Genomic DNA, 13,053 nt, shown 5'->3' with positions numbered 1-13,053 from the left:
CGATGGACACCGAAGCACAGCCCGCGGAGCGCGACCGCTCCTCCCGCCCTTCCGACTCCGAGGACACCTCGGACCCGGCAGGACCGGAGGGACGGTCGCGTTTCGCGTTGGTGTCGCGTGCCGCCGACTGGCTGCCCGGGGGCCGGATCACCCTGACCGCCCTGGTCTGTCTGGTGTTTCTGCTGCTGCTCAACACCTTCCTGCTCCAGCCGTTCCAGATTCCCAGCGGATCAATGGAGTCCGGATTGAGGATCGGCGACCGCGTTCTCGTAAATAAGTTGGCGTACCGTTTCGGTGCTCATCCGCGGCGCGGCGACATCGTCGTGTTCGATGGCACCGGCTATTTCGGGGACGCCGACTACATCAAGCGCGTTGTGGGTGTGGGGGGAGACCACGTGGTCTGCTGCGACGAGGAGGGGAGGCTCCAGGTGAACGGGCGGTCGGTCGACGAGACGGCGTTCCTGTACCCCGGGGACGCCCCGTCCAGCGTGGCGTTCGACGTCGTGGTGCCGGACGGCACCCTCTTCGTCCTCGGCGACCATCGCGGCGACTCACGTGACTCCCGGGACCACCTGGGCGACCCGGGCGGAGGCATGATTCCTGTTGGTGACGTCATCGGACGAGCCGATTGGATCGTCTGGCCCGCCGGCCACTGGACCCACCTCGTCCGGCCCGGCGCCTACGCGCGCGTACCCGCCGCGGACGGCGCCCATGGGTAACCGCGGCAAACCGCGCGGCGCGGCACCGGGCGGCTCCTTCGGGAACGAGAACCTGCTGCCGACCGGCTCCCGGCGCGCGGGCGCGGGCGCGCTCGCGCGCGCCGGGGGAGGCGGCCGCAGCCGTGCCGAGCGGCGCAAGCTCCAGCGCAAGGTCAAGCGGCGCCGACGGCGGTCCGCGGTCCGGGAGATTCCTCTCCTGGTCGGTGTCGCGGTCCTCATAGCCCTCGTCCTGAAGACCTTCCTCCTCCAGGCGTTCGTGATCCCGTCGGGCTCCATGGAGCAGACGATCCGCATCGGGGACCGGGTCCTGGTCGACAAGTTCACCCCGTGGTTCGGCTCCGAGCCCAAGCGCGGTGACGTCGTAGTCTTCCACGACCCGGGCGGCTGGCTCGCGGACGAGCAGACCACCAAGAAGAACGACCCCGTCGTGGTCAAGCAGGTCAAGGAAGGCCTTCAGTTCATCGGCCTGCTGCCGTCGGACAACGAGAAGGACCTCATCAAGCGGGTCATCGGCGTCGGCGGCGACCACGTCAAGTGCTGTGACGCGCAGGGCCGGGTGACCGTCAACGGCGTACCGCTGACCGAGGGTGACTACCTGTATCCCGGGAACGCACCGTCCGAAACACCGTTCGACATCACCGTCCCCAAGGGCCGGCTGTGGGTGATGGGCGACCACCGGGGCAACTCGGCGGACTCCCGGGCCCACCAGAACACCAGTTACGGAGGCACGGTCCCGCTCAGCCTGGTGGTGGGACGGGCCAAGGTGATCGCCTGGCCCATGGGGCACTGGACCAGTCTGAACGAACCTAAAACCTTCGCATCGGTTTCCAACTCCGTGTCGGGGACGACCGCCGGTCCCGAACTGTCGCATAGGGTTGCCCCGGTCGATCCGAACGGATCGGTCCAACTCCCGAGCCCTGCGGAACTCCCGCTCGTTATGGGAGTGGTGGGCCTGCGCCGAGGATGGGGCAGGCGGCGGCACAGAGTAAGGAGTTGGCGTGGGGGATGTGGCGGTTGGCGCACGGTCCGGACACGACGGCGAGGAGCACCACGGACGTCCCGTGGAAGCACCCGCCCCGGCCGCGGACAGCGCCGTGACCTCCGGGAGTGACTCCGGAGCGGACGTGGACGGTACGACGCCGGGCGACGCGACCCGCACCGAGGAACAGGGGCCGGGCGACCAGCCCCCCCAGGCGAAGAAGCCGCGCTCCTTCTGGAAGGAGCTGCCGATCCTGGTCGTCATCGCGCTCGTCCTCGCGCTGCTGATCAAGACGTTCCTGGTGCAGGCGTTCTCCATCCCCTCGGACTCGATGCAGAACACCCTCCAGCAGGGCGACCGTGTCCTGGTCGACAAGCTCACCCCCTGGTTCGGCTCCAAGCCCGAGCGCGGCGAGGTCGTCGTCTTCCACGACCCGGACGACTGGCTGGCGGGCGAGCCCGCGGCGAACCCCAACGCCCTCCAGACGGTGCTCAGCTGGATCGGCCTGATGCCGTCCGCCCAGGAGAAGGACCTCATCAAGCGGGTCATCGGCGTCGGCGGCGACACCGTCTCGTGCAGCGGCACGGGCCCGCTGATGGTCAACGGCAAGGCGCTGAACGAGCCGTACGTCTACCCCGGCAACACCCCGTGCACCAACGACGACCAGGGCGGCCAGTTCACCGTCAAGGTCCCCAAGGGCGACATCTGGGTGATGGGCGACCACCGGCAGAACTCGCGGGACTCGCGCTACAACCAGTCCGACAAGCACCACGGCATGGTCCCGGTGAGCGAGGTCGTCGGCCGCGCGATCGTCAAGGCCTGGCCCGTCAACCGCTGGGGCACGCTGCCGATCCCGGACACCTTCGACCAGACGGGCATCAACACCCAGGCCTCCGCCTCCCGCCTGCTGACGGCCGCCCCGGAGGGCCTCGCCCTCATCGGCGTGCTGCCGCTGGTCCTGTGGCGCCGCAAGCGCTCGGGCAAGGACGAGTAAAGGCCTTGTAGAGCTTCTGACCATGGTCCCGGAGGAAGGGCTGACCACCCTCGGTACCGCCGGGTAGGGTGCGGACCCATGGGTGGCGAGAGCGCAACACGTACGGCCCCGCGTACCGGCGGTGGCACTGGCAAGGGCCCGGTGGGCAGCCGGACCGGACAGAGGCTGTCCGGACTGGCCGTCGCGCTGGGCCTTGTGCTGTTCCTCGGCGGATTCGGCTGGGGAGCGGTCGTCTACCGGCCGTACACGGTGCCCACCAGCTCGATGACGCCGACCATCGCCATGGGCGACAGGGTGATGGCGCAGCGGATCGACGGCGGTGAGGTGCGCCGGGGCGACGTCGTCGTCTTCACCGACAAGACCTGGGTGACGAACGCCCCCGTGGTCAAGCGCGTGGTCGCCGTCGGCGGGGACACCGTCTCCTGCTGCACGAACGGCAAGCTGGTCGTCAACGGCAAGCAGATCGCCGAGGGGTACCTCAAGGGCGGCGCGGTCGAGGACAAGACCATCCCCAAGGTGAAGGTCCCCAAGGGCCGCCTGTTCCTCCTCGGTGACGAACGCCAGGGGTCCCTGGACTCCAGCGCCCACCTCACGGACGTGGCGAGCGGCACCGTCGCGAGCAGCGCCGTGAGCGCCCGCGTGGACGCCGTCGTCTGGCCCATGAAGGGCATGCTGGAGCGCCCCACCGGCTTCGAGACCCTCGGCGGCCTCTCCCAGCCCGGCCCGCTGGGCACGATCATCGCGGTCATCGTCGCGGGCGCGGTCCTCGTCCTCGGCGGCGGCGCCTACGGTCCGATCGCCAAGCTCGCGGCCGGCCGCCGCGCCCGCACCCGGACGGAGCCCGCCGGTGCCCGCTGAGGCCACCGAGGAGGGCTCCCAGGACGACTCGTACACCGGCGGACTGCGCAGGGTCGCCCGGGTCGTCCTGCTCGACCCGCAGGACCGCGTCCTGCTGCTCCACGGCCATGAGCCGGACGACCCGGCCGACGACTGGTGGTTCACCCCCGGCGGCGGCCTGGAGGGCGACGAGACCCACGAGGAGGCCGCTCTGCGGGAACTCGCGGAGGAGACCGGCATCACCCAGGTCGAACTCGGCCCGGTGCTGTGGACGCGGACGTGTTCCTTCCCGTTCGCGGGCCGCCGCTGGGACCAGGAGGAGTGGTACTGCCTGGCCAGGACGGCCGCCACGGCCGACGGAGTGCCCGGCGCCACCGCCCTCACCGAGCTGGAGCGGCGCAGCGTCTCCGGAGCACGTTGGTGGACGTGCCGAGAACTGGACCTGGCGCATGAGACGGTGTATCCGACCAGACTCGCCGAGCTGCTCCACAGGCTGCTCGACGAAGGTCCCCCGGCCGGACCCGTGACCCTGGACACCGAAATCGTCTAGGGGCTGGCGGGACTGGCGCACAATGGTGGGATCGCACGGGTGAAGGGGAACATGCCATGAGCGCCGAGGACCTCGAAAAGTACGAGACCGAGATGGAGCTGAAGCTCTACCGGGAGTACCGCGATGTCGTCGGTCTGTTCAAATACGTGATCGAGACCGAACGGCGCTTCTACCTCACCAACGACTACGAGATGCAGGTGCACTCGGTCCAGGGCGAGGTGTTCTTCGAGGTGTCCATGGCGGACGCCTGGGTGTGGGACATGTATCGGCCGGCTCGCTTCGTGAAGCAGGTCCGCGTGCTCACGTTCAAGGACGTGAACATCGAGGAGCTGAACAAGAGCGATCTGGAGCTGCCGGGCGGCTGACGGCGGTGACCCGCCGAGAGGCTGTCGCTCGTGCGGGTGACGGAGTTTTCCACAAGCACTGAACGGTCCACCAAGATCCACTTGGTGGACCGTTCCGCGTGACGGTGGGTGCCGGAGGTGGTGCCGACATGAACGCACGCAGTGCACTCGGCAGGTTCGGCGAGACGGTCGCCGCACGACGGCTGACCGCGGCCGGCATGACGGTCCTGGAGCGCAACTGGCGCTGTGGCAGGACCGGAGAGATCGACATCGTGGCGCGGGACGGCGACGTCCTGGTGGTCTGCGAGGTCAAGACCCGGCGGACGGGCGCCTTCGAGCACCCGATGGCCGCCGTCACACCCGAGAAGGCGGAGCGCCTACGAGGCCTCGCCGAGCGATGGATCCACGCACACGGCGGAGCGCCGCCGGGAGGGGTCCGCATCGACCTGGTGGGTGTCGTCGTGCCCCGGCGCGGCAGGGCCGTGGTCGAGCACGCCCGGGGGGTGTTCTGAGATGGGGTTCGCTCGTACGTGTTCGGTGGCGCTGGTGGGCGTCGAGGGCGTGGTCGTCGAGGTACAGGCCGACCTCGAACCGGGCGTCGCCGCGTTCACCCTGGTGGGACTGCCCGACAAGAGCCTGACGGAGAGCAAGGACCGGGTGCGGGCCGCGGTCGTCAACTCGGGCTGCGCCTGGCCGCAGAAGAAGCTGACGGTGGGCCTGAGTCCGGCGTCGGTCCCGAAGAGCGGCAGCGGCTTCGACCTGGCGGTGGCCGCGGCCGTCCTGGGAGCGGCGGAACGGATCGATCCCCGGGTGCTCGCCGACATCGTGATGATCGGGGAACTCGGCCTCGACGGACGGGTGCGGCCGGTCCGGGGCATCCTGCCCGCCGTACTGGCCGCCGCGGACTCCGGATACGAGCAGGTCGTCGTCCCGGAATGCGCCGCCGCCGAGGCGTCCCTCGTGCCCGGGGTGTCCGTGCTCGGCGTGCGCACCCTGCGGCAGCTGATCGCCGTGCTCGCGGACGAACCCGTGCCCGACGAGGACCCGGACGACCTAGGACGCCCTGACCCACTGCTCGCCGGGCTGCGCCTGCCCGGCACGGGAGCGGCCACGGGGATGCACAGCGTGGGCGCGTCCCAGCACGACCCCGGGCACGATCTCGCCGATGTCGTCGGGCAGTTCTCGGCGCGGACCGCGGTGGAGGTCTCGGCGGCGGGTGGCCATCATCTCTTCCTCGAAGGCCCGCCGGGTGCCGGGAAGACGATGCTCGCGGAGCGGCTGCCCGCCGTCCTGCCCCGGCTCGGCCGGCAGGAGTCGCTGGAGGTCACCGCGGTCCACTCGGTGGCGGGCCTGCTGCCCCCAGGCAAGCCCCTGATCGACGTCGCCCCCTACTGCGCCCCGCACCACTCGGCCACGATGCAGGCCCTCGTCGGGGGCGGACAGGGGATCGCGCGGCCCGGCGCGGTGTCGCTGTCACATCGAGGGGTGCTTTTTCTGGACGAAACACCCGAATTCAGCGGTCAGGCCCTGGACGCGCTGCGGCAGCCGCTGGAGGCCGGGCATGTGGTGATCGCGCGCAGTGCGGGCGTCGTCCGGTTCCCGGCGAGGTTCCTGATGGTGCTGGCCGCCAACCCCTGTCCGTGCGGGCGTTTCTCGCAGACCGACGACCTGTGCGAGTGCGCGCCGATGTCGATCCGCCGGTACCAGGCCAGGCTCTCCGGGCCCCTGCTCGACCGGGTGGACCTGCGGGTCGAGGTGGACCGGGTCACCCGGGACCAGCTCACCGGGTGCGGTGCGCGGGGCGAGTCCACGGCGACGGTCGCGGACCGGGTGCGGGCGGCCCGGGAGCGGGCGGCGGCGCGGTTCGCGGACACACCCTGGCGCACCAACAGCGAGGTACCCGGCCGCGAACTGCGCAGCCGCTGGCACGCCGAGCGCGGGGCGATGGACGAGGCCGAGCGCAGCCTGGAGCGCGGTGTGCTCACCGCGCGCGGGCTCGACCGGGTGCTGCGCGTGGCCTGGACGGTCGCGGACCTGGTCGGCCACGACCGGCCCGGCGCGACCGATGTCGCCCTCGCCCTCCAACTGCGCACGGGCGTACCGCGAGGCGTGCCGATGGCTATCGGGGCACTGACGTGACTGCGGGCGATGGGTCGGGCGGGGGGTGCTTCGGCGGTGCGGGGAGAGGCCCGTATGGGGCTGGGGATGGTGGAGCGGATGTCGGGTTCTTCGGCGGTGCTGGGAGGGGGCGGCGCGTGGCTGGCGAGGTGGAGCGGAGTCGAGTTTCCTCGGCGGTGCTGGGAGTGCCCGGTATGCGGCTGCGGACGGTGGATCGGACGCCGGGTCCTGCGCCGGTGACGGGAGGGGCGGGAATGTGGTTGCGGATGGTGGGCCGGGTGCGGGGCTTCTCGGTGGTGCTGGGAGGGGCCGGTGTGCGGCTGGGGATGGTGGACCGGAGTCGGGTTTCCTCGGTGGTGCTGGGAGGGCCCGGTATGTGGCTGCGGACGGTGGATCGGATGCCGGGTTCCTCCCCGGTACTGAAGGTGACCGGGGTGCTGAAGGGGACCGGCACGGGACTGTGGACGGTGAGCCCGGTGTCGGCTTGCTCGGGTGTGCTGGAGAGGACGGGCCCGTGACCGTGGACGGCGACGCGGGCGGCGACTTCCACGCCCGTGTCTTCCTCGCCCGGGTCGTCGAACCCGGTGACGAGGTCGCCGGGCGGTGGATCCGGGAGTTGGGGGCCGTGGAAGTGGCCCGGCGGCTCAGGCGCGGAGGGCCGCAGCTCACCGGCGTGACCGACAAGCGGTGGGGCGGGCTGTGCGCGCGAGCCCGGCTGGTCGAGCCGGCGCGGGACCTGGCCGTCGCTGAGGACGCCGGGGTCCGGTTCGTGTGCCCCGGTGGTGTCGAGTGGCCCGCCCAGCTCGACGACCTCGGGGACGCGCGGCCCATCGGACTGTGGGTGCGCGGGGAGCCCAACCTCCGGGCGTGGGCGCTCGATTCGGTCGCCGTCGTCGGCGCCCGCGCCTGCACCGAGTACGGCGCGCACATGGCGGCCACCCTCGCCGCGGGACTCGCCGAGCGCGGCTGGGTGGTCGTGTCCGGCGGTGCCTACGGAGTCGACGGCGCCGCCCATCGCGGCGCCCTCGGCGCGGGCGGGGCCACCGCCGCCGTGCTCGCCTGCGGCGTCGACCGCCCCTACCCGCGCGGGCACGCCCAGTTGATCGGCAGGATCGCCGAACAGGGCCTGGTGATCGGGGAGTTGCCGCCCGGCGAGCATCCGACACCGACCAGGTTCATCCTCCGGAACAGGGTGATCGCCGCGCTCACGCGAGGCACCGTCGTGGTCGAGGCCGCGTACCGGAGCGGGTCACTCGTCACGGCGCGGGCCGCGCAGCGGTTGGGGCGCCACACGATAGGAGTGCCCGGCCCGGCCACGAGCGCGCTGTCGGCCGGGGTGCACGAACTCCTGCGCGGAGAAGCCGTGCTGGTCACCGACGCGGCGGAAGTCGTCGAACTGGTCGGCGGCATGGGCGAACTGGCCCCCGACCGCCGCGGACCGGTGCTCCCGCGCGACCTGTTGGAGCCGGCCGCCCGGCGTGTCCTCGCCGCACTGCCCGGCAACAGGGCGGCGGAACCGGGGGAGATCGCGCGCGGTGCACAGACCACACAGGACGACGCGATCGCGAGGCTGTACGAACTCCGAGCACTTGGTTACGTCGAACGACACGGCGACGGCTGGAAGTTGACACGCCAGGCGATGATCTCGGTCCGGGACACCGGCGGACGCCGCTGACCGAGCGTGTTCGGCCGTCCGGGGGAACCCCGACACCCTTGGGAATTCCCGCAGTTGGCGCATTCTGATGATCACGCAGAGCGATCAGGGTGACCCGTTCGGGCACCCCGTCGAACGCGTCCGTGCCCGGTCCACGCCCTGGTCTTCGCACACCGCGACACTCCAGTCACGCTACGCTCACGGGGATTCCGGCGCAGAACGGCAATCACGGCACCACTCCGACACCTCACCCAGGCAGCCCCACTTCACGGCAGAACGGCACAAGGCGACGAATGCCCCAGCACACCTCCGGGTCCGACCGGGCGGCGATCCCCCCAGCCGCCCGTGACGGTGGCAGCGTCCGACCGCCCGCTCCCTCGACGCTCGAGGAGCTGTGGCGGTCGTACAAGACGACGGGCGACGAGCGGCTGCGCGAGCAGCTGATCCTGCACTACTCGCCGCTGGTCAAGTACGTCGCGGGACGGGTGAGCGTCGGGCTGCCGCCCAATGTGGAACAGGCGGACTTCGTGTCGTCGGGGGTGTTCGGACTGATCGACGCGATCGAGAAGTTCGACATCGAGCGGGAGATCAAGTTCGAGACGTACGCGATCACCCGCATCCGGGGCGCGATGATCGACGAACTGCGCGCGCTGGACTGGATCCCGCGCTCGGTACGGCAGAAGGCGCGGAACGTGGAGCGGGCGTACGCCACGCTGGAGGCGCGGCTCAGGCGCACCCCCAGCGAGGGCGAGGTGGCCGCCGAGATGGGCATCGCGGTCGAGGAACTCCACGCCGTCTTCAGCCAGTTGTCGCTGGCCAACGTGGTCGCCCTGGAGGAGCTGCTGCACGCGGGCGGCGAGGGCGGCGACCGGCTCAGCCTGATGGACACCCTGGAGGACACCGCCGCCGACAACCCGGTGGAGGTGGCCGAGGGCCGGGAGCTGCGGCGGTTCCTGGCGCGGGCGATCAACACGCTGCCCGAGCGGGAGAAGACCGTCGTCACGCTCTACTACTACGAGGGCCTCACCCTCGCCGAGATCGGCAACGTGCTCGGGGTGACCGAGAGCCGGGTCAGCCAGATCCACACCAAGTCCGTGTTGCAGCTCCGCGCCAAGCTGGCGAGTTTTGGCCGCTGAGCGGAAGTCGTACGGCCTGGGCGACCTCGCAGAATCGTGCCTGCATGGCCTGGGTCACTCCCGCCGGGGGTGCGCCGTCCGTAGAGTGGTTGACGTGCCAAGGATTCGAGCGGCCTCCGTGGCCGAGCACCGGTCGATGCAGCGAGCCGCCCTGCTGGACGCGGCTCGCTCCCTGCTGTCCGAGGGTGGGACGGAGGCGCTGACGTTCCCGGCCCTGGCCGAGCGGACGGGGCTCGCGCGGTCGTCCGTGTACGAGTACTTCCGCTCCCGGGCCGCTGTCGTCGAGGAGCTGTGCGAGGTCGACTTTCCCGTGTGGGCGGCGGATGTGTCGGCGGCGATGGAGGGGGCGCCCTCTGCGGAGGGCAAGGTCGAGGCGTATGTGCGGCAGCAGCTGGCGCTGGTCGGGGACCGGCGGCACCGGGCTGTTGTCGCCATCTCCGCGAGCGAGCTGGAGGCGGGGGCTCGGGAGAAGATCCGGGCCGCGCACGGGGGACTTGTCGCGATGATCGTCTCCGCGCTGGGGGAGATGGGGCATGAGGAGCCCCGGCTGGCGGCGATGCTGCTTCAGGGGGTTGTCGACGCGGCTGTACGGCGGATTGAGCTCGGCGCCGCGGAGGACCCTTCGGTGATCACCGAGGCTGCGGTGAGCATGGCTCTGCGGGGGGTTCTGGGTTGAGCTTCGTCTGTCAGCTCGGTGAGGGCTGGGGGCGCGGTTTCCGGCGCGCCTAGAGAGGCGCTCCCAGTACCGGCAGCAGGCGGGACGGGCCCCGGTTCAGCAGCCATGGGGGCAGCAGTGCCAGTGGGTCCATGTACGTGGTCCCTCTCAGCAAGCCCCAGTGCACGCATGTCGTCGGGCAGTGGGAGCCGGTGAACTCCACCGTCCCGACCACACCGCCCGGCTCCACCTCGTCTCCCTTCTTCACCGTGGCGGTCACCGGCTCATAGGTCGTACGGAGATCCGTGCCCGTCAGCTCCACCGACACCACGCCTCTGCCCGCCACCCGGCCCGCGAAGGACACCCGGCCCGCTGCCACCGCCCGTACCTGAGCGCCGGCCGGGGTTGCCAGGTCCACGCCTCGGTGGCCCCGGGCGTAGACCGTCGCCGGGGGCTCCCAGCCTCGTAGGACCAGGGGGTGTGAGCCGACCGGCCAGGTGCGCGCGATCGCCGGTGCGGAGGGGGTGGAGACACCGGGGGCCGGGGGAGGGGCGCCGCTGGCCCGGGTCGCGCAGGTCAGGAGGGTCAGGAGGAGGGCCAGCAGGAGAGCCCGGCCAGTACCGGAAGTTCGGTCATGTCGTCGCATCCGCATGGGGCAAACCGTGCCGTATCCGAGGCGATCATGGCCGGGACCTGTGGGCCGGTGCGGGGTTGTGGACAACGGCGTCACCCGGTGCCTCGCGGGTCCCGTACACTTCCTTTGGCGATCCGGGTGACCGGGTCGACTTCGCACGCCCCGGCATCCGGTGCTCCGTCGCAAGACGAAAACCGATGTCAGCGCTCCTCGGTCCTCTGGGCAAGCGCACGTGGGCGTCAGGCGCGAGTGCCGTCCGGTGCTCGCGGCACAACCGAGAAAATCAAGGAGAACGGCCATGGCCGTCGTCACGATGCGGGAGCTGCTGGAAAGCGGCGTCCACTTCGGTCACCAGACCCGTCGCTGGAACCCGAAGATGAAGCGCTTCATCTTCACCGAGCGCAACGGCATCTACATCATCGACCTGCTCCAGTCGCTGTCGTACATCGACCGCGCCTACGAGTTCGTCAAGGAGACCGTCGCCCACGGCGGCACGGTCATGTTCGTCGGCACGAAGAAGCAGGCGCAGGAGGCCATCGCCGAGCAGGCCACCCGCGTCGGCATGCCCTACGTCAACCAGCGCTGGCTGGGCGGCATGCTCACCAACTTCTCCACCGTCTACAAGCGTCTGCAGCGCCTCAAGGAGCTCGAGCAGATCGACTTCGAGGACGTCGCCGCGTCCGGTCTCACCAAGAAGGAGCTTCTCGTGCTCTCGCGCGAGAAGGCCAAGCTGGAGAAGACCCTCGGTGGTATCCGCGAGATGTCCAAGGTTCCCAGCGCCGTCTGGATCGTGGACACCAAGAAGGAGCACATCGCGGTCGGTGAGGCCCGGAAGCTCAACATTCCGGTCGTCGCCATCCTCGACACGAACTGCGACCCCGACGAGGTCGACTACAAGATCCCGGGCAACGACGACGCGATCCGCTCCGTCACCCTGCTCACCCGCGTGATCGCCGACGCCGTCGCCGAGGGCCTCATCAGCCGCTCCGGTGTCGCCGCCGAGGCCAAGGGTGACAAGGCCGCCGGCGAGCCGCTCGCCGCGTGGGAGCGCGACCTGCTCGAGGGTGAGAAGAAGGCCGACGAGGCCCCCGCCGCCGAGGCCGAGGTGCAGACCTCCGCCGAGACGGAGAAGGTCGCCGACGCCGAGCAGGCCGACGAGGCCCCCGCCGCTGAGGCCGCCGCCGAGGTCGAGGCCCCCGCCGCCGAGGCTGAGGCCGCTCCGGCCGCCGAGGCCGAGCAGGCCTGACCCTTCCGGGCCAAAGGACTGACAGGAGGACGGCGGGTGGTGCGGACCGCGCCACCCGCCGTTCATCCACAGCCCCTAGATCTTCGTAGCCCGTAGATCCTTGGCGGAAGCCCGCGTCATCCGCGGCCGCCGCCGACTTCGAGACTTCGAACTCCGAGAAGAGATTCACAGATCATGGCGAACTACACCGCCGCCGACGTCAAGAAGCTCCGTGAGCTCACCGGCGCCGGCATGATGGACTGCAAGAAGGCGCTGGACGAGGCCGACGGGAACGTCGAGAAGGCCGTCGAGGCGCTCCGTATCAAGGGCCAGAAGGGCGTCGCCAAGCGCGAGGGCCGCTCCGCCGAGAACGGCGCCGTGGTCTCCGTCATCGCCGAGGACAACACCTCCGGTGTCCTGGTCGAGCTGAAGTGCGAGACGGACTTCGTCGCCAAGGGCGAGAAGTTCCAGGCCGTCGCCAACCAGATCGCCCAGCACGTCGCCGCCACCGCTCCGGCCGACATCGCGGCGCTCCTCGCGTCCGACATCGAGCCCGGCAAGACGGTCCAGGCGTTCGTCGACGAGGCCAACGCGAACCTGGGCGAGAAGATCGTCCTGGACCGCTTCGCCCAGTACGCCGACGGCTACGTCTCCGCGTACATGCACCGCACGATGCCCGACCTGCCCCCGCAGATCGGTGTCCTCGTCGAGCTGGACAAGGAGAACGCCGAGGTCGCCCGCGGCGTCGCCCAGCACATCGCCGCCTTCGCGCCGAAGTACCTGGCGAAGGAGGACGTGCCGGCCGAGGTCGTCGAGTCCGAGCGCCGTATCGCCGAGGAGACCACCCGCGCCGAGGGCAAGCCCGAGGCCGCGATCTCCAAGATCGTCGAGGGTCGCGTCAACGGCTTCTTCAAGGACGCGACGCTGCTCGGTCAGCCGTACGCGCTCGACCCCAAGAAGTCCGTCCAGAAGGTTCTGGACGAGGCGGGTGTCACCCTGAAGCGCTTCACGCGCATCAAGGTCGGCATCTGAGTCCGTACCGCGATCGACGCGCGGCGCCCGGCGGAATCCCGCTAGGGTCGTCAGCAGTCGGCCGGGTACGCCGTCGCGCACGCGCGTGTGGCGGACGACAGCAGATCTGACGAGGAGGCCATTGCCGAGCATGGGATGCGACAGACACCCCACCGGCAGTGGCCTTCTTCGTATGT

General features: G+C 70.6%; 14 protein-coding genes. 13 read left to right on the top strand and 1 reads right to left on the bottom strand.

The features are described 5' to 3' along the window. Nucleotides 1-2 precede the first annotated feature (2 nt). From lepB (ACIRB1_RS40470) to ACIRB1_RS40420, 11 genes are all read left to right on the top strand, one after another. Nucleotides 3-719, top strand: coding sequence for a signal peptidase I (lepB, locus tag ACIRB1_RS40470; protein ID WP_403469019.1), 717 nt, complete (start codon nt 3-5; stop codon nt 717-719). After that, a complete protein-coding gene (gene lepB / locus ACIRB1_RS40465; protein WP_352182260.1) occupies nt 712-1,830 on the top strand; it encodes a signal peptidase I in 1,119 nt (372 codons plus the stop codon). Before lepB (ACIRB1_RS40470) ends, lepB (ACIRB1_RS40465) begins: the two co-directional genes overlap by 8 nt. Further along, complete coding sequence (gene lepB / locus ACIRB1_RS40460; RefSeq protein WP_352182259.1) at nt 1,718-2,692, top strand: signal peptidase I; 975 nt, start codon at nt 1,718-1,720, stop codon at nt 2,690-2,692. Before lepB (ACIRB1_RS40465) ends, lepB (ACIRB1_RS40460) begins: the two co-directional genes overlap by 113 nt. A gap of 78 nt (nt 2,693-2,770) precedes the next feature. After that, nucleotides 2,771-3,550, top strand: a complete 780-nt coding sequence (gene lepB / locus ACIRB1_RS40455) for a signal peptidase I (RefSeq protein WP_403469018.1) — start codon at nt 2,771-2,773, stop codon at nt 3,548-3,550. Next, nucleotides 3,540-4,079 (top strand): NUDIX hydrolase, encoded by a 540-nt coding sequence (locus tag ACIRB1_RS40450; protein ID WP_352182257.1) that lies wholly within the window; start codon nt 3,540-3,542, stop codon nt 4,077-4,079. Before lepB (ACIRB1_RS40455) ends, ACIRB1_RS40450 begins: the two co-directional genes overlap by 11 nt. A 56-nt stretch (nt 4,080-4,135) precedes the next feature. Beyond that, complete coding sequence (locus ACIRB1_RS40445; protein WP_003965949.1) at nt 4,136-4,444, top strand: DUF2469 domain-containing protein; 309 nt, start codon at nt 4,136-4,138, stop codon at nt 4,442-4,444. 128 nt (nt 4,445-4,572) lie between these two features. Continuing rightward, a complete protein-coding gene (locus tag ACIRB1_RS40440) occupies nt 4,573-4,935 on the top strand; it encodes a YraN family protein (RefSeq protein ID WP_352182256.1) in 363 nt (120 codons plus the stop codon). A gap of 1 nt (nt 4,936) precedes the next feature. Continuing rightward, nucleotides 4,937-6,562 (top strand): YifB family Mg chelatase-like AAA ATPase, encoded by a 1,626-nt coding sequence (locus ACIRB1_RS40435; protein WP_352182255.1) that lies wholly within the window; start codon nt 4,937-4,939, stop codon nt 6,560-6,562. A 493-nt stretch (nt 6,563-7,055) separates the two neighbouring features. Next, nucleotides 7,056-8,216: a DNA-processing protein DprA gene (dprA, locus tag ACIRB1_RS40430; RefSeq protein ID WP_403469017.1), complete on the top strand. Its 1,161-nt coding sequence runs from the start codon at nt 7,056-7,058 to the stop codon at nt 8,214-8,216. A 272-nt stretch (nt 8,217-8,488) separates the two neighbouring features. Further along, entirely contained in the window at nt 8,489-9,331 is an 843-nt protein-coding gene (gene whiG / locus ACIRB1_RS40425; protein ID WP_043680536.1) for an RNA polymerase sigma factor WhiG, read from the top strand. Nucleotides 9,332-9,449: 118 nt separating this feature from the next. Beyond that, a complete protein-coding gene (locus ACIRB1_RS40420) occupies nt 9,450-10,007 on the top strand; it encodes a TetR/AcrR family transcriptional regulator (protein ID WP_403469032.1) in 558 nt (185 codons plus the stop codon). Nucleotides 10,008-10,056: 49 nt separating this feature from the next. Here ACIRB1_RS40420 and ACIRB1_RS40415 read toward each other — a convergent pair whose 3' ends face one another. Next, entirely contained in the window at nt 10,057-10,638 is a 582-nt protein-coding gene (locus ACIRB1_RS40415) for a murein hydrolase activator EnvC family protein (RefSeq protein WP_403469016.1), read from the bottom strand. Between the two features lie 280 nt (nt 10,639-10,918). On the opposite strand from ACIRB1_RS40415, the gene rpsB reads away from it, so the two are divergent. Both rpsB and tsf read left to right on the top strand, forming a co-directional pair. After that, nucleotides 10,919-11,866: a 30S ribosomal protein S2 gene (gene rpsB / locus ACIRB1_RS40410; RefSeq protein WP_352182252.1), complete on the top strand. Its 948-nt coding sequence runs from the start codon at nt 10,919-10,921 to the stop codon at nt 11,864-11,866. A 174-nt stretch (nt 11,867-12,040) separates the two neighbouring features. Further along, nucleotides 12,041-12,877 carry a translation elongation factor Ts gene (gene tsf / locus ACIRB1_RS40405; protein WP_352182251.1) on the top strand — a complete coding sequence of 279 codons (837 nt, stop codon included), beginning with the start codon at nt 12,041-12,043 and terminating at the stop codon, nt 12,875-12,877. Nucleotides 12,878-13,053: the final 176 nt, after the last annotated feature.

Origin of the sequence: Streptomyces sp. NPDC096013, assembly GCF_044763565.1 — a bacterium.
Lineage (GTDB): Bacteria > Actinomycetota > Actinomycetes > Streptomycetales > Streptomycetaceae > Streptomyces.
This window is presented reverse-complemented; position numbering and strand designations above follow the sequence as displayed.